Raw genomic sequence first — 22,864 nt, 5'->3', positions numbered from 1 at the left:
CATCCCGGCCCGTGGACCGCACATGCGACGCATCCGACTTCAGATCACCGTAATCCTTCTCCAACTGCGCCAGATCACCCGTGAACTGCGGAATCTGCCCAGGATTGATCACGCCGACTGCACCCCCGTATCGCCCCGTGCATCCCCTGCGAACACGCTGCGCGGGCAGTCGACCCGCGGCTGTCCCAGGGGACTTCATCCCACCCGGTCGGAACGTCCATCATCACACAAGTCGCTTGGTAATTCCCTTGATTGGCGAACGGAAACAGCAACTCTCCACCATGTTGGGGATCATGGGCGGCTGCCGTGCCGCGCGACTAGGACGCTTTCGTCTCGTCCGGGAGCGGGCTCTGCGGTGGTCTCGGCCGGAAGAGTTCACCCCCGTCGCGCCGCCCCCGTGTGCCCGGTCCGCCGTAGCTCGCGGGACCACCGTCGCCCGGGTGGCCGGGTCGGTCGGCGGTCCGGTGAGGGGCGTCGAGCAGGATGCCGCCGAGCACGGCGCCGCCCGCCCAGTCGCCCTCGCCGTACGGCGTCCCGTGCGCCCGTACGTCCCTCTCCGCCGACTGCCTGGCCTGCCGGGCGAGTGAGTCCGCCTCACGGGCGTCGGCGAGGGCGTCGGCCGGAGCCGGGACGGGTGGTGCGTCCGTGTTCTCCGCCGCGCGCAGTCGCCGCTCCGCCTCCGCGAGCCGGGTCCTCGCCTCGCAGCCGACGGCTCCGCGATGCGTGGTGACGTAGTCCGCGGTGGCGCCGACGGCACCGCGGGCGACGAGCAGGGCCCGCTCGAGGCGGGTCAGGGCTTCGGAACCGCCCGGTACCTGGTGCAACGCCCGGTCCAGCCCCAGGGCCACCTGCTCGATCCGTCGCAGCGCCCCCACCGGGTCTCTCGGCCCGTGTGCCCCTCGTACCTCCGCCATCACCGGCTCCCCGTGAGCGATCGCCCGGGCGGTCTGCGTGCCGAGGAGTCCACGGGCCCGCGTCAGCGCGGTCTCGATGCCGGTCAGGGCCCCGGGGAGTGCGTCCGTCGCCGTGGCCAGGTCCGCGGCGAGCCGCGCGATGCCGTCCAGGAGGACCGCCGCCTGCTCCACGGCGGCCTCGCCGGCGCGCAGCAGGGCCACCGCGTCGTCCGTCCGGCCCGCGTCCATGGCCTGCCGCGCTCGGCCGAGGACGGTGGTGGCGAAGGCCAGCCGCTCCTTCGCCTGTTCGTCGTGGCCCACCACCGGCAGATACGCAGGCAAGGCGTACCGCTCGCGCAGCCCGGCCGTCGTCGCGGCCGATTCCGGGATCCGCGCCGCCACCTCCCTGGACCGTGCCTCGGCATGCGCCAGTGCCTCGCCCGCGGTCCGCTCCAGCGCCCGCAACTGGTCCCATCCGGGTGCCTCCGCGTCGAGGCGCCGCCCGGCGGCTCCGCACCGCCCGAGGATCTCCGTCAGCAGCACCCGCGCCTCGCCCGCCCCGTCGTCGAACCGTTGCCGGGCCCCGAAGGCCTGCGTCAGTTCGGCCGCCGCGAACTCCACCGCCTCCGTGCACGCCCGTATCGCCTCGTCCGCCAACTGCTCTGTGGCACACCGGAGTTCCTCCCGACTCGCGCGTATGCAGTCGTCGGTCTCGATGAGCGAGTGCTGCGCCCGCCGGTCGAGTTCGTCGAGCGGTACGACGGTGGGGGAGGCTCCGCCGGGCGTCGTACGGGTCCTCGCACGCAGCCTGCGCCGCACCGACGCGTACACCGCCACGGCCACGGCGGTGACCCCGGCTATCAGCGGCAGGACCAGGTCGCCGGTGGACGTCTGCTGCGGCGCCGATACCACCCCGAACACAGCAGGAACCGACCGCACGGCTGGATACGCGACGGCCCGGCGCGGCCGGCGTCGACGGTGGGGCGGCGTCACATTTCGGAGCGTATGACCGATCCGGCGCTTCGGCGACCGGGATGCGCCGCTCGATGGGCGGAGGGTGGATCCGGCGATCGGCGAGGACGGTGGCATCATCGGGGCTGACGGAACACCAGGGGGAGCGGGGGGCTCGATGGATGTCATCTCTCTGATCGCAGGGGTGGTGGTCGTCGGGCTCTGTGCCGGTGTGGGAGTCCCGGCCGTGACGACCGGCTGGGTACTGCCGTGGCAGCGGGGCCGCGTCCTGCGGCCGCGGCTGTGGGGCTACGGATGCCTGCTCGTCGGAGCGGCGGCGGTGCTGTCGTGGTGCAGCGAGAACATGTCCGGCGACGCCGTGTACGGCGTCCTCTCCGACAGCGGCCTGGCCTGCTTGCTCGTCGGCTTTGCGTTGCAGTTCCTCGGACACCGTGCCGGACGGGTCTCCGCTTGACGAACGACCGAGCGGCTCTCACCCGCTCCGATCTCGCGCCTCTCGCCCGCGCGGCGCTGGGCGCCGGCCGGCGCCTGGAGACCGTCACCCGACTGCGCGGCGGCAGCAAGAAGGGCGTCTACCGCCTCACCCTGGAGGACGGCTCCACCGCCATCGCCTACGTCTGGTCACCCGATGAGGACTACTGGGACGAGCCGCCCGCCGACCCCTGCGACCCCTTCTCGCACGCCTCGGGCCTCGACTTGTTCACGGCGTCCCACGACCGCCTCGGTGCCGTCGGCGTCCGCACGCCCCGCGTGCTGTTCACCGACTCCACCCGCGCACTCCTCCCCGGGGACGCGGCGGTCGTCGAGGACCTCGACGGCGGCAGCCTGGAGGAACTGCTGCACCGCGACCCGCTCGCGGCCGCGCGCCCGCTGGCGGAACTCTCCGCCGGCCTGACCGCGATGCGGGCCTGCACGGCACCCCGCTTCGGCAAGGTGGCCGTCGTCGACCGCGGCGGCAGCGCGTCCGGCAGTTCGTGCGAGGCCCTGGTACGGGACCGCGCACTGCGCGACGCCGAGGAGGCCGCCGCCCGGGAGCCCCGCATGGCGGCCGTGCGCGAACGCCTCGACGACCGGGTGCGCTCCCTCGCCGCGAAGGTGCGCCCCCGGGCCCGCCACACCTTCGTCCACGGCGAACTGGGCCCGGACCACGTCCTGCTGGACCGGCACGGCCGCCCCGGGCTGATCGACGTCGAGGGCCTGATGTACTTCGACGCCGAGTGGGAGCACGTCTTCCTGCGGCTCCGGTTCGGCCGCCACTACGACGCTCTCGGCGTCGCCGGCCTGGACGACTCCCGTCTGCGCCTGTACACCCTCGCCATGCATCTCAACCTCGTCGCCGGGCCGTTGCGTCTTCTCGACGGCGACTTCCCGGACCCGGCGCCGATGCGGGCCATCGCGGAGTACAACCTCCGGTGCGTGCTGGAGCTGGTGCGACGATGACCGGTATGCACGAGGTCATGGCGGGGGTGGCCGCGGCGGCCGTGGTGGCAGGCGTGGCGATGGGCGTCGCCGGGGCGGCGACGGGCTGGTCGCCTCCGTGGGCCGGCCGCAGGATCCTGCGGCCGAGGCTGTGGGGGTACGGCACGCTGGTGGGCGCCGTAGGCATGGCCGCGTACCTCTTCCTCGGTCCCCTCAGCGACTCCCCGTTCGCCCACAGGAACGAGGCGGGCGTGGGCCTCGCGCTGTGGATGGCGGGACTGGTGGCGCAGATGCTGAGCGGGCGCCCGGGCCGTACCCCCGAAGCGGACTCTACGAAGAACGCCTCCTGATCTTCGACCCCAGCCACACCAGCGGGTCGTACTTGCGGTCGACCGCCCGCTCCTTCAAGGGGATCAGCGCATTGTCCGTGATCTTGATCCCCTCCGGGCACACCTCCGTGCAGCACTTGGTGATGTTGCAGTAGCCGAGGCCGTGCTCGTCCTGGGCGGTGCGCTTGCGGTCCAGGCCCGCCTGGTCCGCCGCGTCCAGCGGGTGCATGTCCAGCTCCGCCACCCGCATCAGGAAGCGCGGACCGGCGAAGACCTGCTTGTTCTCCTCGTGGTCGCGCACGACATGGCAGGTGTCCTGGCACAGGAAGCACTCGATGCACTTGCGGAACTCCTGGGAGCGTTCCACGTCCTCCTGCATCATGCGGTATTCGCCCGGACCGAGGTCGGCGGGCGGCACGAAGGACGGGATCTCGCGCGCCTTGCGGTAGTTGAAGCCCACGTCCGTCACCAGGTCGCGGACCACCGGGAAGGCGCGCAGCGGTGTCACCGTGATCGTCTCGTCCCGTTCGAACACCGACATCCGCGTCATACACATCAGCCGCGGCCGCCCGTTGATCTCCGCCGAGCACGAACCGCACTTGCCGGCCTTGCAGTTCCAGCGCACGGCGAGGTCGGCCGCCTGAGTGGCCTGGAGCCGGTGGATGATGTCCAGCACCACCTCGCCGTCGTTGACCTCGACCTTGAAGTCCTCCAGGGCGCCGCCCTGCGCATCGCCCCGCCACACCTTGAAGCGGGCCTCGTAGCTGCTCACTCGTAGAGCTCCTCTTCGGCCAGGTACTTGACCAGCTCCTCCTTCTCGAAGAGGGCGAGCAGGTCGGAGCGGACAGGTTCGGTGGTCTCCCGGAGAAGGGTGATCTGGCCGCGGACCGGATCGGTCGCCGCCAGACCCCCGGTGGGGTCGGTGAGCCGGCACAGCAGATTGACGCGGCGCCATGCGCGGTCCATCGCCGGACAGTCCTCGCGGGTGTGCCCGCCGCGGGACTCCGTGCGTTCCAGCGCGGCCCGCGCCACACACTCGCTGACCAGCAGCATGTTCCGCAGGTCGAGGGCGAGGTGCCAGCCAGGATTGAACTGCCGGTGCCCCTCGACGCCCGCCCTGCCGGCCCGTACCCGCAGATCCGCCAGTTTCTTCAGCGCCTGCTGCATCTCCGCCTCGCGGCGGATGATGCCGACCAGGTCGTTCATGGTCTGCTGGAGTTCCTGGTGGAGGGTGTACGGGTTCTCCGGCGGGCGGTGCGGCTCCTCGATGTCCTCGCCGGGCGCCGGACCCTCGACCGAGAACGGTCGCAGGGCCTCCGCGGCCGCCGCGTCCACCTGGATGTCGTCCACCGCGGGGCGCACGGCGAGGCCCGTCGCGTACTGCGCCGCGTGCAGACCGGCCCGGCGCCCGAACACCAGCAGGTCGGAGAGCGAGTTGCCGCCCAGCCGGTTGGAGCCGTGCATACCGCCGGCCACCTCACCGGCCGCGTACAGGCCCTGGACCCCGCGGGTCGCCGCCGTGTCCGAGTCGACCGCGATGCCGCCCATCACGTAGTGGCAGGTCGGGCCGACCTCCATCGCCTCGGCGGTGATGTCGACGTCCGCCAGCTCCTTGAACTGGTGGTACATCGACGGCAGCCGGCGCCGGATGACCTCGGCGGGCATGCGCGTCGACACGTCCAGGAAGACCCCGCCGTGCGGGGAGCCGCGCCCGGCCTTCACCTCGGCGTTGATGGCGCGCGCGACCTCGTCGCGGGGGAGGAGCTCGGGCGGCCGCCGGTTGTTGTCCGGGTCCTCGTACCAGCGGTCGGCCTCGTCCTCCGACTGCGCGTACTTCTCCTTGAAGACGTCGGGGATGTAGTCGAACATGAACCGCTTGTCCTCGGAGTTCCTGAGCACCCCGCCGTCGCCGCGCACCGACTCGGTGACGAGGATGCCCTTCACCGACGGCGGCCAGACCATGCCCGTCGGATGGAACTGCACGAACTCCATGTTCAGCAGCGGCGCCCCGGCGAGCAGCGCCAGCGCGTGCCCGTCGCCCGTGTACTCCCACGAGTTCGACGTCACCTTGAAGGACTTGCCGATGCCGCCCGTCGCGATCACCACGGCGGGTGCCTCGAGGACGAAGAAGCGGCCGGACTCGCGCTCGTAGGCGAAGACCCCGGACACCCGGTCCCCGTCCTTGAGGATCCTGGTGACGGTGCACTCCTGGAAGACCTTCAGCCGGGACTCGTAGTCCCCGGTCTCCTTCTCGTCCTCCTGCTGGAGGGCCACGATCTTCTGCTGGAGTGTCCGGATCAGCTCCAGGCCCGTTCGGTCGCCGACGTGCGCGAGGCGCGGGTACTCGTGGCCGCCGAAGTTGCGCTGCGAGATGCGCCCGTCCTTCGTGCGGTCGAAGAGGGCGCCCCAGGTCTCCAGTTCCCAGACCCGGTCGGGTGCCTCGCGCGCGTGCAGTTCGGCCATCCGCCACTGGTTGAGGAACTTCCCGCCGCGCATGGTGTCGCGGAAGTGCACCTGCCAGTTGTCATGGGGATTGGCGTTGCCCATCGCCGCCGCGATGCCGCCTTCCGCCATCACCGTGTGCGCCTTGCCGAACAGCGACTTGCAGATCACGGCCGTACGGGCACCGCGCTCGCGGGCCTCGATGGCGGCCCTGAGGCCGGCGCCGCCGGCCCCGACCACGACCACGTCCCACTCCTGCCGGTCGACCACGGACATCAGAAGAACCTCGGATCGTCGAAGGCGCCGGACGCCACCAGGTACACGTAGAAGTCGGCGAGTGCCACGCTGACCAGGGACGCCCACGCGAGGAGCATGTGCCGGGCGTTCAGCCGGCTGACGAACTGCCATGCCCCGTAGCGCACGGGATGCTTGGAGAAGTGCTTGAGCTTCCCGCCGACGATGTGCCGGCAGGAGTGGCAGGAGAGGGTGTACGCCCAGATCAGCACGATGTTCACCAGGAACACCAGGGTGCCCAGCCCCATATGGCCCCAGCGGTAGTGCTGGTCGCGGAAGGCGAGCACGGTGTCGTACGTGAGCACACCCGCCACGAGGAGTGCCGCGTAGAAGAAGTACCGGTGGATGTTCTGCAGGATCAGCGGGAAGCGGGTCTCACCGCTGTACGTGCGGTGCGGCTCGGCCACCGCGCAGGCCGGGGGCGACATCCAGAAGCCGCGGTAGTAGGCCTTGCGGTAGTAGTAGCAGGTCAGGCGGAAACCGAGCGGGAAGATCAGGATGATGATCGCCGGGGAGATCGCCCACCAGCTGCCGAACAGGTCGGCGTTGGGGCCCGCGTGCATGGTCCGGCAGCGTTCCGCCAGACAGGGCGAGTAGAACGGGGAGACGTAGGGCGCCGCGTAGTAGTCCGCGTCGGCGAACGCGCGCCACGTCGAGTAGACGACGAAGGCCAGCAGCCCGGCGGCGGTGGCGGCCGGGGCCAGCCACCAGCGGTCGGTGCGCAGATGTGGGGCGGCGATCGCGGCGCGCGTACCGGTACGCACGCCGCCGGGCGGATGGGATTCCGTGTCGGGTGGTTCCGTATCAGTGGTCACGCTATGACGCACCTTTCAGGGCTCGGTTCGGCTCCGGGCCGCGGACGTGTCGCCGTGCGCCCGGCCGCGGCCCTTCGGCTCACTCGCCTGTGGGTTCAGGGGGCGTGCCGGTCCCGGGCGCCGAGGCCCTCGTCGTCCGAGTCCGTCCACAGGCTGGTGTCGTACGGGGTGTCCGGGATCGTCACGAGGTCGACCCGCCGGGCCGCCTCGGGGGCGGCGGTGGCCTCGCGCAGTAGTGCGACGCTCTCGCGCAGGTGATCGGCGTCGGTGCGGACGCGGCGTATCTCGAGCCCGCCACTCCCCATCTGCTGCTCCAGGCGCCCCACCGACCGGTACAGGTCGTCGAGGCACCGCTGAACCGACGTCAGTTCGTCATACACGGACATGACGTGACCTCACTTCCAGGGGCCGGTGGCCCAGGGCGGCGACGTTCATGCGCCTGCGAGTGTTGCGCGTCACACCGGTCGGTGTGAAGGGACATGCAGGGATTGGCCGAGGCGCATTGTCGTGTGCGGGTGCGGATTCGATTTCCCGGCCCCGTCGGGGGCCGGGACACAGGGGCGGGACCAGCAGGGGCGGTACGCCGTCCGGGTGACCTTCCCGGCACTCGTCGTCGTGTCGCCCCACGTGCCCCACCCCTTTCATCTTCAGTGGGCCATATATCTGATCAACACCAAATACCCACAAACCAGAACAACCGGACCATAACCCTCGCTCATCGATCGAGCGGCTCCCGGAGGAGGACGTGATGTCCCACGACGACGTCGGACCCCGCACGGTGATGCGTTCGGTCGCATTCCTCGCCGCGGGAGCCCTCGCGGTGTCCGTGCTCGTCGGCTGCAGCGCCGACGAGGACCGGAGCAAACCGGTCGCCGCCCAGGACATCGCCCCGGCCGCCCGTACGGTCGTCGCCGACGGCGGCACCCTGCGCTGGGCCGTCGACGCCGTGCCCCGGACCCTGAACGCCTTCCAGGCGGACGCCGATGCCTCCACCACTCGGGTGGCCGGTGCGGTGCTGCCCGCGATGTTCCGGCTGGACGCCAACGGCCGTCCCGAGCGCAATCCGGACTACCTCGAGTCGGCCAAGGTCGTGTCGACGGAGCCCAGGCAGGTCGTCGTCTACCGCCTCAACCAGCAGGCCGTCTGGAGCGACGGCCGGGAGATCGGCGCCGACGACTTCGCCGCCCAGTGGCGCGCGCTCTCCGGCCGGGACAGCGCGTACTGGACAGCCCGCAACGCGGGGTACGACCGCATCGAGAACGTCGAGCGCGGCGCGAACAACCTCGAGGTCAAGGTCACCTTCGGCAAGCCGTACGCCGACTGGCGGTCGCTCTTCTCGCCCTTGTACCCGAAGGACGTCATGGGCACCGCGAACGGCTTCAACGACGGGGCGAGGGCGGCCTTGAAAGCCACTGCCGGCCCGTTCACCCTTCAGGGTGTCGACGCCAAGAAGGGCGAGGTCACCCTCGGCCGCAATCCGCGCTGGTGGGGTCGCCCCGCCAAGCTCGACCGGATCGTGCTCGTGGCCGTCCCGCGCGACAAGCGGGCCGCCGCGATCGCCGCCGGGTCGGTCGACATGGCGGAGATCGACCCGCAGGACGCCGGACGGATCACGACCGCCGCGAAGAACAAGGGCAGCGCCGCCCCGCAGGACTCCTCCCCGGCTGCCACCCCGCAGAGCGCGTCCCCGGGCGCCACCGCGCAGAGTGCATCGCCGGGTGCCACCGCAGAGAGTGCATCGCCGGGTGCCACCGCGGAGAGTGCATCGCCGGGCGCCACCGGGCAGAGTGCGTTGCCGGGCGCCACCGCGTCGGGCGGCCCGTCCGCCGCGCCGGGCGCCGCGGCGCGGAAGGCCCAGAGCGAGTACGTGATCCGCAAGTCGCTCGAGCCCGCCTTCACCCAGCTCGCCCTGAACGGCTCCCGGGCCCCGCTCAGTGACGAGCGGGTGCGCCGGGCCGTGGCCCGCGCCCTCAACCGCGAGGAACTGGCCGGACTGGTCCTCACTCCGCTCCGGCTGCCCGCCGTGCCGGTCGGCAGCCACCTCGCCCTGTCGGGACAGGAGGCGTACGCCGACAACAGCGGGGCCCTCGGCGACCAGGACACCGGCCAGGCGAAGGAGCTGCTCAGCGAGGCGGGCTGGGTGCCCGGAGGACCGGTCAAGGAGGAGAAGAAGACGGCCGGGTCGGGGGGCAAGAAGGCGGCCGGCGGCAAGGGCGCGGGCGACGACGGCAAGAACCCGGTCGGGGAGGACGACAAGGGGTACCGGAAGGACCCCGGTGACCACTCGAAGATGCAGCCGGGGCACAAGGCCGGGGTGCCGGGGGCGTACGCGCCCAAGGGCACCGCCGCTCCGGGCGGGAATGTGAAGGGGGCGCTCGCCAAGGACGGCAAGGCGCTGGTGCTGCGGTTCGTCCTGCCGTCCGGGCCGGGCTCCCAGACCCTGCGTACGGTCGCCGACCGCATCACGCGCATGCTGGAGAAGGTCGGGATCCGCACCGAGATCGTCAAGGTTTCGGACGAGAGCTACTTCAAGGACCACATCGCGTCCGGGGACTACGACCTCGCGCTGTACTCCTGGCCCGTATCGGCGTTCCCCGCCACCGACGCCCGGCCGATCTACGCCAAGCCGGTGCCGGCGTCGGACGGCACGCTGAGCGTCGAGCAGAACTACACCCGGGTCGGCACCGACCAGGTGGACCAGCTGTTCGACCAGGCGATCGCCACGCTGAACGAGAGCGAGGAGCACGCCCTGATGCGCAAGGCCGACGCCCGCATCTGGGCCACCGCGAGCTCGATCCCCCTCTACCAGCGCCCCCAGCTCACGGCCGTGCGCGCCGACCTTGCCAACGCGGGCTCGTTCGGGTTCCAGGCTCCGGTCTACGAGGACATGGGCTTCCTGAAGAAGGGGGTGCGGCCCTCGGCGAGCCCGTCGTCGTGACCGGAGTGGGTGGCCCGCGTAACGTGCCTGGTCAAGGGGCCTGATCTGTACCCGGCAAGCCCGAACGGCAGGGTCCCCTTACCATGGGACAAGGCCGAGGCGTGTTCAGCCCGGCAGGCCGGCGCAGCGAAAGCGCGGGCCGTCCTCACCATTCCGGGAGTACGCCACATCATGGCCACGCGCCACGACATCCGCAATGTCGCCATCGTCGCCCACGTAGACCACGGCAAGACGACCATCGTCGACGGCATGCTGAAGCAGGCCGGTGCCTTCGCCGCTCACCAGCTCGAGCAGGTCGACGACCGCGTCATGGACTCGAACGACCTGGAGCGTGAGAAGGGCATCACGATCCTCGCCAAGAACACGGCGGTGAACTACCACCCCAAGGACGGCGGGGAACCGATCACGATCAACATCATCGACACCCCCGGCCACGCCGACTTCGGCGGCGAGGTCGAGCGCGGTCTGTCGATGGTGGACGGTGTCGTCCTGCTCGTGGACGCCTCCGAGGGCCCGCTGCCGCAGACCCGCTTCGTGCTGCGCAAGGCGCTCCAGGCCCGGCTGCCCGTCATCCTGTGCATCAACAAGACGGACCGCCCCGACGCCCGTATCGACGAGGTCGTCAACGAGACGTACGACCTGTTCCTGGACGTGGACGCGGACGAGGACCAGATCGAGTTCCCGATCGTCTACGCCTGCGGCCGTGACGGCATCGCGTCCCTGACCAAGCCGGAGAACGGCACGGTCCCGGCCGACAGCGACAGCCTGGAGCCGTTCTTCTCCACGATCCTGGAGCACATCCCGGCCCCCACGTACGAGGAGGACGCGCCGCTCCAGGCCCACGTCACCAACCTCGACGCCGACAACTTCCTCGGCCGTATCGCGCTGCTCCGCGTCGAGCAGGGCGAGCTGCGCAAGGGCCAGACCGTCGCCTGGATCAAGCGCGACGGCTCGATCGGCAACGTCCGCATCAGCGAGCTGATGATGACCGAGGCCCTCACCCGCAAGCCGGCGGAGAAGGCCGGTCCGGGTGACATCTGCGCCGTCGCCGGTATCCCCGACATCATGATCGGCGAGACCCTCGCCGACCCGGAGAACCCCGTCGCGCTGCCGCTGATCACGGTCGACGAGCCCGCGATCTCGATGGTCATCGGCACCAACACCTCGCCGCTCGTCGGCCGGGGCGGCACCGGCAAGGGCGCCAACGTCAAGGCCACGGTCAAGGACCGCAAGGTCACCGCGCGCCAGGTCAAGGACCGTCTCGACCGCGAGCTGATCGGTAACGTCTCGCTGCGGGTCCTGGACACCGAGCGTCCGGACGCCTGGGAGGTGCAGGGCCGCGGTGAACTGGCGCTCGCCATCCTGGTCGAGACCATGCGCCGCGAGGGCTACGAGCTGACCGTCGGCAAGCCGCAGGTCGTCACCAAGGACGTCGACGGCAAGGTCCACGAGCCCGTCGAGCGTCTGACCATCGACGTGCCCGAGGAGCACATGGGCGCGGTCACGCAGCTCATGGGCGTCCGCAAGGGCCGTATGGACAACATGTCCAACCACGGCTCCGGCTGGGTGCGCATGGAGTTCGTGGTGCCCTCGCGCGGTCTGATCGGCTTCCGTACGGAGTTCCTGACCGGCACGCGCGGCACGGGTATCGCCCACTCCATCCACGAGGGCCACGAGCCCTGGTTCGGCCCCCTCCAGACCCGTAACAACGGCTCGCTGGTCGCCGACCGCTCCGGCAGCGTCACCGCCTTCGCGATGACCAACCTCCAGGAGCGCGGCACGCTCTTCATCGAGCCCGGCACCGAGGTGTACGAGGGCATGATCGTCGGCGAGAACTCCCGCTCCGACGACATGGACGTCAACATCACCAAGGAGAAGAAGCTCACCAACATCCGGTCGGCCACGTCGGACATCGCCGAGTCGATCGTGCCGCCGCGCAAGCTGTCGCTGGAGCAGTCCCTGGAGTTCTGCCGCGACGACGAGTGCGTCGAGGTGACCCCGGAGTCCGTCCGCATCCGCAAGGTCGTCCTCGACCAGCGTGACCGCGCCCGCGCCGCCAGCCGCGCCAAGCACGGCTGACGAGGCTCCTGCACGGCGAAGGCCGGGCACCCCACGCGTGGGGTGCCCGGCCTTCGTTTTCGGGAAAGGATAGGGAAAACCCTTCATTCTGGTCGGGCACCCGTGTGACGCGCTCGATACGCTCTACCCTGCTTCCCGATGTGCACCCTGTGAGCCGTCGGAGAGACGCGTCCGACGTGAGGTCTGTTGACCGAAATGGAACGGTACGTGCACTGTGCGTGCCGGGGTGAGGACACACCTGGACACCCCCTCCCGGAAGCCATCTTAAAAGCAACCGGATTTTGTCTCCCGCCTGTCCGGAATGCGGACGCCCGACACCGGTAGATGTGTAACAAGTCCGTTTCGCATGGATCTTTCGGCTGACCCTTTGTCCGGATTTTGGAAGAAGTACGCGCCAGGTGTGATCGAACCGAGACCTTAGGAATGTGGTTCGGCCACGAGTTCTGCCAGATAGTTAGGCGCGTAGAGCTCGGATCAATGGGTCACGCGCTGAACTGGTGGCGCCGACTCACGAGCGCGGGGCACTTGACTATCCACAGAGCCGATGGCGGTGGCGTGTCATATGCCTCTCCATGTGGTGAACCATTGGACTCATGAGGAGGAACCCATGCGCGGTGCGAAGAGCGCCAAATGGGTCGCGATAGCCGCGGTTGTGGCGCTGGGCGTGACCGCCTGTGGTGGTGGCGGCGGAGACAAGGGCAGTGGCAGCAAGGCCGCGATCGATCCGAACGGTAAGTTCTCGGTCGAGGTGGGCGAGCCGCAGAACCCTCTGCAGCCGGCCAACACGATGGAGTCCAACGGCAGCATCGTCATCAAGTCGATCTTCTCCGGACTCGTTGACTATGACGCGAGCGGCAAGATCGTCTACGTCAACGCAGAGTCGGTCGACTCCAAGGACAACAAGACCTTCACGGTCAAGCTGAAGCAGGGCTGGAAGTTCCACGACGGCACCCCGGTGACGGCCGATTCCTACGTCAAGGCGTGGAACTGGGCCGCGAACCCCGCCAACAAGCAGACCAACAGCTTCTGGTTCTCGGACATCCAGGGTTACGACGACGTCGCTCCGGCCAAGGGCAAGCCGAAGGCCGAGACGATGTCCGGTCTGAAGGTCGTCGACGACAACACCTTCACGATCACGCTGTCGAAGCCGATCCCGTACTTCGTCTACAAGCTCGGCTACGAGGTCTTCGACCCGCTGCCGGAGTCCTTCTACAAGGACCCGAAGGCCGCGGGCGAGCACCCGATCGGCAACGGCCCTTACAAGTTCGTCAGCTGGCAGCACAAGAAGCAGATCGAGGTTGCCAAGTTCGACGACTACAAGGGCCCGAACGCCGCCAAGAACGGTGGTGTGCTCTTCAAGAACTACACCAGCCTCGAGACGGCGTACGAGGACCTGAAGTCCGGCAACGTCGACGTGCTGCGTCAGATCGCGCCGAAGGACCTGCCCGTCTACAAGGCGGACCTCGGCGACCGCGCGGTGGACAAGGCGTACTCGGCGATCCAGACCATCGCCGTGGCCTTCTACACCAAGCAGTGGAAGGACATCGACCCGAAGGTCATCCAGGGCCTGTCGATGGCGATCGACCGCGACACCATCACGAAGACGGTGCTCCAGGGCACCCGTGAGCCCGCCACCGGCTGGGTCGCCAAGGGCGTCCTCGGCTACCAGCCGAACGCGGCCGGTGACGTCACCACGTACAACCCGGCCAAGGCCAAGGAGCTCATCAAGGCGGGCGGCGGCGTTCCCGGCAACGCCATCTCCATCCAGTACAACGCCGACGGTGGCCACAAGGAGTGGGTGGAGGCGGTCTGCAACTCCATCACCAAGGCGACCGGCGTCAAGTGCACCGGCGACTCGAAGGCCGACTTCCAGGCCGACCTGAACGCGCGTGACGCGCACCAGGTCAAGTCGCTGTACCGCTCCGGCTGGGTGCTGGACTACCCGTTCAACGCCAACTTCATCCGCGACCTGTACGGCAGCAAGTCGGACGGCAACCAGGGCGGCTTCTCCAACAAGAAGATCGACCAGGAGATCGCCGCGGCCGACGCCGCCGGTTCGCTGGAGGAGTCGGAACAGAAGTACCAGGCGATCGAGAAGCAGCTGGCCGACTACATGCCGAGCATTCCGCTCTGGTACTACAAGGTCAACGCGGGTTACTCGGACAAGGTCACCGGCGTGGCGTACGCGCAGGACGGCGACCCGATCCTGACCGGCGTTCAGGTCAAGAAGTAACCGCAATCAGACCGTTTGTCCCGGGGCGCGGTGGTACCGCGCCCCGGGGAACGGCAGTGGCTGGGGGGCCCTTTCTGCGCGCATCATTCAATGGTGCCCGCAGAAAGGGCCCGTTGGCTGCCGCTGTGACTGACATGGAGGCACGATGGGGCGCTACGTCGCACGACGACTGCTCCAGATGATCCCGGTGTTCATCGGGACAACCTTGCTGATCTTCCTCATGGTCTACGCGCTGCCCGGTGACCCCGTACGAGGGCTGTTCGGTGACAAGGGCGGCAGCCCACAGGTGATTGCGCAACTGAGGCATCAGTACGGTCTGGACCAGCCGATCCTGGTCCAGTACTGGCACTACATGAAGAACATGATCCTGCATGGCGACTTCGGCACGCAGATCGCCAGTGGCCGGCCCGTGACGGACGTGCTCGGTGACGCGTTCCCCGTCACCCTGCGGCTCGGGGGGCTGGCGTTCGTGATCGAGTTCGTCCTGGGCATCGCCCTGGGCATCGTGGCCGGCCTGCGCGCCGGACGCGTCACGGACAACGCGATCCTGCTGGTCACCCTGCTGCTGATCTCGGTCCCGGTGTTCGTTCTCGGCTACATCCTCAAGGTCGTCTTCGCGTTCAACCTGAACTGGTTGCCACCGAACGTCAATGACTCGACGAACCTCAACGAGTTGTTGATGCCGGCGATTGTGCTGGCGACCGCGTCACTGGCGTATGTGACCAGGCTCACCCGTACGTCGATCGCCGAGAACCTGCGCGCCGACTACATCCGCACGGCCATCGCCAAGGGTCTGCCGAAGCGCCGTGTGGTGGGCGTCCACCTCATGCGCAACTCGCTGATCCCGGTGATCACCTACCTGGGTACCGACATCGGTGCGCTGATGGGCGGCGCCGTCGTCACCGAGGGTCTGTTCAACATCCAGGGTGTGGGAGGCACGATCTATCAGTCGATCGCGCGCCGCGAGGGCACCACACTCGTCGGCCTGGTGACCATCCTCGTCATCGTGTACCTCCTCGCCAACCTGCTCGTCGACCTGCTCTACGCGGTCCTTGACCCGAGGATTCGCTATGCCTGACGTGACCAAGACCGTTCCTGAGAACGCGGCGAAGGAGGCGGCTGTCGCGGCGGTCGGCGGCCCGCTGCCCGAGCCCAAGCCGGAGAAGGCCCGCAGTCTGTGGGGCGACGCCTGGCGAGACCTGTGCCGCAGCTGGATCTTCATAGTCTCGTCGGTGCTGATCGTCATACTCCTGCTGATCACCTTCTTCCCGGGGTGGTTCACCGGAGTCGACCCCACCTCGGGCGACCTGGCCAAGCACTTCCTGCAGAAGCCCAAGCTGGGCGACATCGGCTCGCCGGACTGGCTGGGCTACGACCAGCAGGGCCGCAGCGTCTTCGCCCGTGTCATGTACGGCACCCGGGCCTCCATCGCCGTCGGCTTCGGCACCACCATCGCGGTGACGCTCGTGGGCGGCCTGGTCGGCATGATCGCCGGTTACTTCGGCGGCATCGTCGACTCGGTCCTGTCGCGACTGACCGACGTGTTCTTCGGTATCCCGTTCCTGCTCGGCACCATGGTCGTGCTCAACTCCTTCCAGAACCGCACGACCTGGGTCGTCATCGGCGCGCTCAGCTTCTTCGGCTGGACGCAGATCGCCCGTGTGATGCGCGGCGCGGTGATCACCACCAAGCAGGCCGACTATGTGCAGGCAGCCAAGGCGCTGGGTGCGAGCACCCCGCGCATCATGTTCCGGCACATCCTGCCGAACACGATGGCTCCGGTCATCGTCGTCGCCACCATCTCCCTCGGCATCTACATCTCCGCCGAGGCGACCCTGTCGTACCTGGGCCTCGGCCTGAACGGCGTGTCGTGGGGCAACGACATCTCCGACGGCGGCAACCAGATCCGCGTGGCGCAGTGGATCATGTTGTACCCGTCGATCATGCTCATCATCACTGTGCTGGCGTTCATCATGCTCGGTGAGGCGGTCCGCAACGCCCTCGACCCGAAGATGCGCTGAGGGAGGCGTACGTGACCACCATCGAAGAAGTCGTTCCCGTGCCCTCGCCGCGCGACGGCGGGACAGACGGCACCCCACTCCTCGAAGTGCGTGACCTGCACGTCGAGTTCCACACCCGTGAGGGCGTGGTCAGGGCCGTCAACGGTGTCAACTACAGCGTGAACGCCGGTGAGACGCTCGCGGTGCTCGGTGAGTCGGGCTCCGGCAAGTCCGTCACCGCCCAGGCGATCATGGGCATCCTCGACATGCCGCCGGCGAAGATCCCCCAGGGGGAGATCCGCTTCCGCGGCCAGGACATGCTGACCATGTCCGGCGAGGACCGCCGCAAGATCCGCGGACAGCGGATCGCCATGATCTTCCAGGACGCGCTCAGCTCGCTGAACCCGGTGCTGAGCGTCGGGTACCAGCTCGGCGAGATGTTCCGGGTCCACCAGGGACTGTCCAAGAAGGAAGCCAGGGCCAAGGCGATCGAGCTGATGGACCGGGTGAAGATCCCGGCCTCGGCCGCCCGCGTGGACGACTACCCGCACCAGTTCTCGGGCGGTATGCGTCAGCGCATCATGATCGCGATGGCGCTGGCCCTGGAGCCGGACCTGATCATCGCCGACGAGCCCACCACGGCCCTCGACGTGACGGTCCAGGCCCAGGTCATGGATCTGCTCGCGGAACTCCAGCGCGAGTACAACATGGGCCTGATCCTCATCACCCACGACCTCGGCGTCGTTGCCGACGTCGCGGACAAGATCGCCGTGATGTACGCGGGCCGGATCGTGGAGCGTGCCCCGGTCCACGAGCTGTACAAGCGTCCCGCGCACCCGTACACGCGGGGTCTGCTGGACTCGATCCCGCGCCTGGACCAGAAGGGCCAGGAGCTGTACGCGATCAAGGGTCTGCCGCCCAACCTGCTGCGTGTGCCGACCGGCTGCGCCTTCAACCCGCGCTGCCCCAAGGCCCAGGACGTGTGCCGTACCCAGGTCCCGGACCTGCTGCCGGTCACCGAGCAGGACGGCACCGAGCTGGTGGGCCGCGCATCGGCATGCCACTTCTGGAAGGAGACGATCCATGGCTGAGCTCAGCAAGACCGACGAGCCGCAGGACGCCACGCCGAACGTCTCCGAGGTGGACGTCGTCGACGCGCGCACCGAGGAGGAAGCGGTCCACGCGATCGAGGCCCCCATCGGGCGCGGTGAGCCGATCCTGCAGGTCCGCAACCTGGTGAAGCACTTCCCGCTCACCCAGGGGATCCTGTTCAAGCGGCAGATCGGTGCCGTCAAGGCGGTCGACGGTGTCTCCTTCGACCTGCACCAGGGCGAGACCCTGGGCATCGTGGGCGAGTCCGGCTGCGGCAAGTCGACGGTGGCCAAGCTCCTGATGAACCTGGAGCGGGCCACCGCAGGCGAGATCTTCTACAAGGGCCAGGACGTCACCAAGCTGTCCGGACGCGCCCTGAAGGCCGTGCGCCGGAACATCCAGATGGTGTTCCAGGACCCGTACACCTCGCTCAACCCCCGTATGACGGTGGGCGACATCATCGGCGAGCCCTTCGACATCCACCCCGAGGTGGCGCCGAAGGGCGACCGGCGGCGCAAGGTCCAGGAGCTCCTGGACGTCGTCGGCCTCAACCCCGAGTACATCAACCGCTACCCGCACCAGTTCTCCGGCGGTCAGCGCCAGCGCATCGGCATCGCCCGCGGCCTCGCGCTCAACCCGGAGATCATCATCTGCGACGAGCCGGTCTCGGCACTGGACGTGTCCGTCCAGGCGCAGGTCATCAACCTGATGGAGCGACTGCAGGACGAGTTCAACCTCTCCTACATCTTCATCGCGCACGACCTGTCGATCGTCCGGCACATCTCGGACCGTGTGGGCGTGATGTACCTCGGCAAGATCGCCGAGATCGGTTCGGACGAGCAGATCTACGAGCACCCGACGCACCCCTACACGCAGGCGCTGCTCTCGGCGGTGCCCGTGCCGGACCCGGAGGCCCGTGAGCAGCGCGAGCGGATCATCCTGACCGGTGACGTGCCGTCGCCGGCCAACCCGCCGTCCGGCTGCAGCTTCCGCACTCGCTGCTGGAAGGCGCAGGAAAGGTGCTCGTCGGAGGCTCCGCTCCTGGCGATTCCCGAGCGTTTCAAGGGCGCGGACTCGCCGGCGGCCCACGAGTCGGCCTGCCACTTCGCCGAGGAGAAGGACATCGTGCACGCCGCCTGACGGCTTCACGGCCTCGGTTCGGTTCCCGGCACCTCGACGAGGTGCCGGGAACCGGCTTTTCCGGGCCCTGTACGACCACCCTGCCCGCCTGGAAGGCCGGGGCAGCCCGGCCGTCCCGCCGTACCCCGGTGCGCGGCACCGAGCAGCCCGCTTCGCCGGCGGGAACGGGTCCGAGGCGGAACCGGTTGCCGGTGAAGGGCCACCGCACATCACGTGGCGATGGCCGCCCGCGCCCAATGGCATGCCACCTGGCTCCCGGCGCCGCCCTCCAGGACCCCCGGATCCCGGCCCCGGCAGGCGTCCGCGACGCCCGCTCGTTCGGCCTCGCCGCTCGCCAGGACCTGGCAGCGGGCGTGGAAGCGACAGCCACCGGGGATGCGGGAGGGGTCCGGCGGCTCGCCGGTCAGCACCACCGGGTCCCCCGGCGCCTCCGGCAGGACCGACAGCAGCGCCTGGGTGTAGGGATGCCGGGGCGCCGTCAGCACCTGCTCCACCTCACCCGTCTCCACGATCCGGCCCAGGTACATCACCGCCACCCGGTCGGCGACGTTCCAGGCCAGGCCCAGATCGTGGGTGACCACGAGGGCGGCCAGGCCCAGTTCGGTGCGCAGGCGCAGCAGCAGCGCGAGGATCTCGCCCCGTACCGAGGCGTCGAGCGAGGCCACCGGCTCGTCGGCGACGATGAGCTCGGGCTCCAGTACGAGCGCGCCCGCGATCACCACACGCTGGCGCTGGCCTCCCGACAACTCGTGCGGGTAGCGCAGGAAGAACCGCTCGGGCGGCCTGAGCCCCGCCCTGGACAGGGCCTCGGCGACCGCGGCCCGCTCGTCGCCCGCGAACCCGTGGATCCGCAGCCCCTCGGCCACCGCGTCGAACACCGTGTGCCGCGGATTCAGCGACCCGCTCGGATCCTGGAGCACCAGCTGAACGCGCCTGCGGTAGGCCTTGAGCGCCCTCGATGTGTACGCAAGCGGCTTCCCGCCGAAACCGACGTGCCCTGCCGTGGGCCGTACGAGGCCCAGCAGGGCCCGGGCCAGCGTCGTCTTGCCGCAGCCCGACTCGCCGACCAGCGCGACGATCTCCCCGGCGCGGATGTCGAGGTCGACACCGTCCACGGCCCGGCTCGGCGCACCGCCGTGCCGGCCGGGGAAGGCCACGTGCAGCCCCTGGGCGCTGAGCAGGGGCGATGGTGAGGTCATACGGTGCTCCTCGCGTGCTCGGCCGTGTCCGCCACGTGCACACAGGCCGCTTGCCGGGCCTGCCCCGCCTCCCGCAGTGTCTGGTCCTGGGTGGCGCACAGGTCCAGGGCCACCGGACAGCGCGGATGGAAGACGCAGCCGGAGGGCAGTGCCGACGGGTCCGGAGGGTCACCGGCCAGTCCGCGCGGGGCGAACCGGGAGGCCGGGTCGCCGATGCGCGGGAACGCGGCCGACAGCGCCTTGCCGTACGGGTGGCGGGCGTCCTCGTAGACCGCCCGGCTGGGGCCCTCTTCGACCACCCGGCCCGCGTACATCACCGCGAGCCTGTCGCAGGTGTCGGCGAGCACCGCCAGATCGTGGCTGATCATGATCAGGCCCAGATCCTGCTCGGCGACCAGCCGCCCGATCAGCCGCAGAATCTGCGCCTGGATCATCACGTCCAGGGCCGTGGTCGGTTCGTCGGCGATGACCAGTTGGGGGTCGCAGGCCAGCGCCATGGCGATCATGACCCGTTGGCGCTGACCGCCCGAGAGTTCGTGCGGATAGGCCGTCGCCCGTGCCGCCGGCAGGCCCACCTGCTCCAGGAGTTCGCCCGCCCGCCTCCTGGCCGCGGCCGCGGTCGCCTTGCGGTGCAGCAGGATCGGCTCGGCGATCTGGTCGCCGACACGATGCACGGCGTTCAGCGAGTGCATCGCGCCCTGGAAGACGATCGAGGCGCCGGCCCAGCGGACCGCCCGCACCCGCCCCCAGCGCATCGCCAGCACGTCCTCGCCGTTCAGCAGGATCTCCCCGGTGATCCGCGTCCCGGACGGCAGCAGCCTGAGCAGTGCGAGCGCCAGCGTCGACTTGCCGCACCCCGACTCGCCCGCGACACCGAGCTTCTGCCCCGCCGCCAGCGACAGGTCCACGCCCCGCACCGCGGCCGCCCCGCCCGGATACGTCACTTCGAGGTTCCGGACCTCCAGCAGGGTCAACGGGCCACCCCCAGCCTCGGGTTGAGAACGGACTCCACGGCGCGGCCGCAGAGTGTGAACGCCAGCGCGACCACGGCGATGGTGATTCCCGGCGGCACCAGGTACCACCAGTCACCCGCGCTGATCGCGCCCGCCTCGCGCGCGTCCTGGAGCAGTCCGCCCCATGACACGACCGTGGGATCACCCAGACCGAGGAAGGCGAGGGTCGCCTCGGCGAGGATCGACGAGGAGATCATCAGTGTGGTCTGCGCGAGCACGAGGGGCATCACGTTGGGCAGCACGTGCCGGACCATGATGTGCCGGTGCCCGCCGCCCAGCGCCTTGGCGCGCTCGATGTAGGGCCGGGACTCCACCGCCAGCGTCTGGGCGCGCACGAGCCGGGCCGTGGTCGGCCAGGACGTCACGCCGATCGCCAGGATCACCGTGCCGAGTGAGCGGGACATGACGGTGGCGAGCGCGATGGCGAGGACCAGCGTCGGCATCACCAGGAACCAGTCCGTGATCCGCATCATCACGGTGGCGTACGCACCGCGGAAGTGCCCGGCCGTGATCCCGACGAGCGTGCCGATCGCCACCGACAGCACGGCCGCGAGCAGCCCGACCAGCAGCGAGACGCGGGAGCCCCACACCACAAGGCCCAGCACATCGCGCCCGTACCGGTCGGTGCCGAGGAGGAAGTCCCCGCTCGGCGCCTCCAGCGGGTGTCCCGGCGCTCCGGTCACGCTGGACACGTCGGAGCCGACCGTCAACGGCGCGGTCAGTGCCAGGAGCGCGAAGACGACGAGCGCGGCCAGGCCCAGGAGTCCGGCGCGGTGGCTGCTGTACTGCTTCCAGAACCGGGCGGCGGAGGCGCGGCGGCGCTGCCGGGCGAGGGTCCGCGGACCGGCTTGCAGCGCCGGGGGCGTCGTGTCGGTCGTCATCTGCCCACCCGGGGGTCGAGTAGTGGATAGACCAGGTCGGCGATCGTGTTCATCACGATCACCGCCGCGGCGAAGACGAAGAACAGTCCCTGGACGAGGGGGAGGTCCGGCACGCTCAGCGCCTGGTAGAAGAGCCCGCCGAGGCCCGGCCAGGAGAACACCGTCTCCACGAGGATCACACCGGCGACGGTCCGGCCGAGGTTGACGAAGATCAACGTCACGGTCGGCAGCAGTGCGTTGGGCACCGCGTGCCTGCGCCTGACCAGGTCGTCCCTGAGGCCCTTGGCGCGTGCGGTGGTCAGATAGTCGCTGCCCATCTCGTCGAGCAGCGCGGAGCGGGTGACCAGCAGCGTCTGCCCGTACTCCACGGCGACCAGCGTGATCACCGGAAGGACGAGGTGGTGTGCGACGTCGAGGACATATGCGAGGCCCTCCTCGCCGCCCGACTCCATCCCTCCGGTGGGGAAGAGGCCGGGAATCGGGCCCGCGCCCACCGCGAACACGATGATGAGCAGCAGACCCAGCCAGAACGAGGGCACCGAGTAGAGAGTCAGGGCCAGTCCTGTGTTCAGCCGGTCCCCGAGCCGCCCGTGCCGCCACGCCGAGCGTGTCCCGAGGAAGATGCCCAGCGCGGTGTACAGCACGAACGCGGTGCCGGTGAGCAGCAGGGTGTTGGGCAGCGCCTCGGTGATCTTGTCGATCACCGGTGCCCGGAACTGGTACGAGGTGCCGAGGTCTCCGGTGAGTGCCTTGCCGCAGTAGTCCGTGAACTGCTGCCACAGCGGCAGGTCCAGTCCGAACTCCCGCCGGTAGGCGGCAAGTTGTTCTGCGGAGACCGGACGGCCACCCGTCATGAACTTGACCGGGTCGCCGGGGATCAGCCGGAAGAGGAAGAAGCTGGTGACGAGGACGGCGAGCAGGGAGATGGCGGCCCCGCCCAGCTTCCCGGCCGCGTACTTGAGGTACGCGGCCCTGGTACCCGTCCGCCGGCCGTGGGCGGACGGCCCGGCGGGAGCCGAGCCGTCCGGCTTCGCGACCGACGCGGGTGCGGCGTCGGCGGTCATGAAGGTTCTGCCTGATGGCGGGCGGCCCGATGAGGGGCCGGAGTGTTCTGTCGGATCATCG

At 69.5% G+C, this 22,864-nt stretch carries 19 protein-coding genes; 10 read left to right on the top strand and 9 right to left on the bottom strand.

Going from position 1 to position 22,864, the window contains the following annotated elements:
* Positions 1 to 317 precede the first annotated feature (317 nt).
* A complete protein-coding gene (locus tag ABZ904_RS28775; protein WP_359396758.1) occupies positions 318 to 1,814 on the bottom strand; it encodes a TPM domain-containing protein in 1,497 nt (498 codons plus the stop codon).
* Between the two features lie 208 nt (positions 1,815 to 2,022).
* On the opposite strand from ABZ904_RS28775, the gene ABZ904_RS28770 reads away from it, so the two are divergent.
* Genes ABZ904_RS28770 through ABZ904_RS28760 form a run of 3 tightly spaced genes read left to right on the top strand, consistent with a single transcriptional unit; the run spans position 2,023 to position 3,634 of the window.
* On the top strand, positions 2,023 to 2,319 hold the full coding sequence (locus ABZ904_RS28770; protein ID WP_359396756.1) for a hypothetical protein: 297 nt from the start codon (positions 2,023 to 2,025) through the stop codon (positions 2,317 to 2,319).
* On the top strand, positions 2,316 to 3,305 hold the full coding sequence (locus ABZ904_RS28765; protein WP_361826282.1) for a phosphotransferase: 990 nt from the start codon (positions 2,316 to 2,318) through the stop codon (positions 3,303 to 3,305). The genes ABZ904_RS28770 and ABZ904_RS28765 overlap by 4 nt, the downstream gene beginning before the upstream one ends.
* Positions 3,302 to 3,634 carry a hypothetical protein gene (locus tag ABZ904_RS28760; protein WP_359396751.1) on the top strand — a complete coding sequence of 111 codons (333 nt, stop codon included), beginning with the start codon at positions 3,302 to 3,304 and terminating at the stop codon, positions 3,632 to 3,634. Before ABZ904_RS28765 ends, ABZ904_RS28760 begins: the two co-directional genes overlap by 4 nt.
* Here ABZ904_RS28760 and ABZ904_RS28755 read toward each other — a convergent pair.
* The 4 genes from ABZ904_RS28755 to ABZ904_RS28740 all read right to left on the bottom strand — a co-directional run bounded on the left by ABZ904_RS28755 (position 3,615) and on the right by ABZ904_RS28740 (position 7,550).
* Positions 3,615 to 4,385, bottom strand: coding sequence for a succinate dehydrogenase/fumarate reductase iron-sulfur subunit (locus ABZ904_RS28755; protein WP_360998682.1), 771 nt, complete (start codon positions 4,383 to 4,385; stop codon positions 3,615 to 3,617). The genes ABZ904_RS28760 and ABZ904_RS28755 overlap by 20 nt on opposite strands.
* Positions 4,382 to 6,331 carry a fumarate reductase/succinate dehydrogenase flavoprotein subunit gene (locus tag ABZ904_RS28750; RefSeq protein ID WP_359396747.1) on the bottom strand — a complete coding sequence of 650 codons (1,950 nt, stop codon included), beginning with the start codon at positions 6,329 to 6,331 and terminating at the stop codon, positions 4,382 to 4,384. The genes ABZ904_RS28755 and ABZ904_RS28750 overlap by 4 nt, the downstream gene beginning before the upstream one ends.
* Positions 6,331 to 7,164, bottom strand: coding sequence for a hypothetical protein (locus tag ABZ904_RS28745; protein ID WP_359396744.1), 834 nt, complete (start codon positions 7,162 to 7,164; stop codon positions 6,331 to 6,333). Before ABZ904_RS28745 ends, ABZ904_RS28750 begins: the two co-directional genes overlap by 1 nt.
* Positions 7,165 to 7,259: 95 nt before the next feature.
* A complete protein-coding gene (locus tag ABZ904_RS28740; protein ID WP_359396742.1) occupies positions 7,260 to 7,550 on the bottom strand; it encodes a hypothetical protein in 291 nt (96 codons plus the stop codon).
* A 362-nt stretch (positions 7,551 to 7,912) separates the two neighbouring features.
* On the opposite strand from ABZ904_RS28740, the gene ABZ904_RS28735 reads away from it, so the two are divergent.
* The 7 genes from ABZ904_RS28735 to ABZ904_RS28705 all read left to right on the top strand — a co-directional run bounded on the left by ABZ904_RS28735 (position 7,913) and on the right by ABZ904_RS28705 (position 18,646).
* Positions 7,913 to 10,102 (top strand): ABC transporter substrate-binding protein, encoded by a 2,190-nt coding sequence (locus ABZ904_RS28735; protein WP_361826277.1) that lies wholly within the window; start codon positions 7,913 to 7,915, stop codon positions 10,100 to 10,102.
* A 171-nt stretch (positions 10,103 to 10,273) separates the two neighbouring features.
* The gene (typA, locus tag ABZ904_RS28730; protein WP_359396738.1) at positions 10,274 to 12,181 is read left to right on the top strand and encodes a translational GTPase TypA; all 1,908 of its coding nucleotides are present in this window, start codon (positions 10,274 to 10,276) and stop codon (positions 12,179 to 12,181) included.
* 607 nt (positions 12,182 to 12,788) lie between these two features.
* Positions 12,789 to 14,414: an ABC transporter substrate-binding protein gene (locus tag ABZ904_RS28725; RefSeq protein ID WP_361826274.1), complete on the top strand. Its 1,626-nt coding sequence runs from the start codon at positions 12,789 to 12,791 to the stop codon at positions 14,412 to 14,414.
* 145 nt (positions 14,415 to 14,559) lie between these two features.
* The gene (locus ABZ904_RS28720; protein ID WP_359396734.1) at positions 14,560 to 15,492 is read left to right on the top strand and encodes an ABC transporter permease; all 933 of its coding nucleotides are present in this window, start codon (positions 14,560 to 14,562) and stop codon (positions 15,490 to 15,492) included.
* On the top strand, positions 15,485 to 16,435 hold the full coding sequence (locus ABZ904_RS28715; protein ID WP_361826271.1) for an ABC transporter permease: 951 nt from the start codon (positions 15,485 to 15,487) through the stop codon (positions 16,433 to 16,435). Before ABZ904_RS28720 ends, ABZ904_RS28715 begins: the two co-directional genes overlap by 8 nt.
* An 11-nt stretch (positions 16,436 to 16,446) precedes the next feature.
* On the top strand, positions 16,447 to 17,505 hold the full coding sequence (locus tag ABZ904_RS28710) for an ABC transporter ATP-binding protein (RefSeq protein WP_359396730.1): 1,059 nt from the start codon (positions 16,447 to 16,449) through the stop codon (positions 17,503 to 17,505).
* Positions 17,498 to 18,646 (top strand): dipeptide ABC transporter ATP-binding protein, encoded by a 1,149-nt coding sequence (locus ABZ904_RS28705; RefSeq protein ID WP_359396728.1) that lies wholly within the window; start codon positions 17,498 to 17,500, stop codon positions 18,644 to 18,646. Before ABZ904_RS28710 ends, ABZ904_RS28705 begins: the two co-directional genes overlap by 8 nt.
* A gap of 209 nt (positions 18,647 to 18,855) precedes the next feature.
* Here the strand turns inward: ABZ904_RS28705 and ABZ904_RS28700 are convergent, their stop codons facing one another.
* From ABZ904_RS28700 to ABZ904_RS28685, 4 genes are read right to left on the bottom strand one after another with little or no spacing between them, the layout of a single operon-like run.
* Positions 18,856 to 19,845 carry an ABC transporter ATP-binding protein gene (locus tag ABZ904_RS28700; protein WP_359396725.1) on the bottom strand — a complete coding sequence of 330 codons (990 nt, stop codon included), beginning with the start codon at positions 19,843 to 19,845 and terminating at the stop codon, positions 18,856 to 18,858.
* Positions 19,842 to 20,819 carry an ABC transporter ATP-binding protein gene (locus ABZ904_RS28695; protein WP_359396723.1) on the bottom strand — a complete coding sequence of 326 codons (978 nt, stop codon included), beginning with the start codon at positions 20,817 to 20,819 and terminating at the stop codon, positions 19,842 to 19,844. Before ABZ904_RS28695 ends, ABZ904_RS28700 begins: the two co-directional genes overlap by 4 nt.
* Positions 20,816 to 21,739 (bottom strand): ABC transporter permease, encoded by a 924-nt coding sequence (locus tag ABZ904_RS28690; RefSeq protein WP_359396721.1) that lies wholly within the window; start codon positions 21,737 to 21,739, stop codon positions 20,816 to 20,818. Before ABZ904_RS28690 ends, ABZ904_RS28695 begins: the two co-directional genes overlap by 4 nt.
* Complete coding sequence (locus ABZ904_RS28685; RefSeq protein WP_359396719.1) at positions 21,736 to 22,803, bottom strand: ABC transporter permease; 1,068 nt, start codon at positions 22,801 to 22,803, stop codon at positions 21,736 to 21,738. Before ABZ904_RS28685 ends, ABZ904_RS28690 begins: the two co-directional genes overlap by 4 nt.
* Positions 22,804 to 22,864 lie beyond the last annotated feature (61 nt).

Origin of the sequence: Streptomyces sp. NPDC046900 (assembly GCF_040644975.1) — a bacterium.
Classification (GTDB): domain Bacteria; phylum Actinomycetota; class Actinomycetes; order Streptomycetales; family Streptomycetaceae; genus Streptomyces.
Note: the sequence above shows the minus strand (reverse complement) of the source record. Positions and strands in the feature narration are given on the sequence as shown.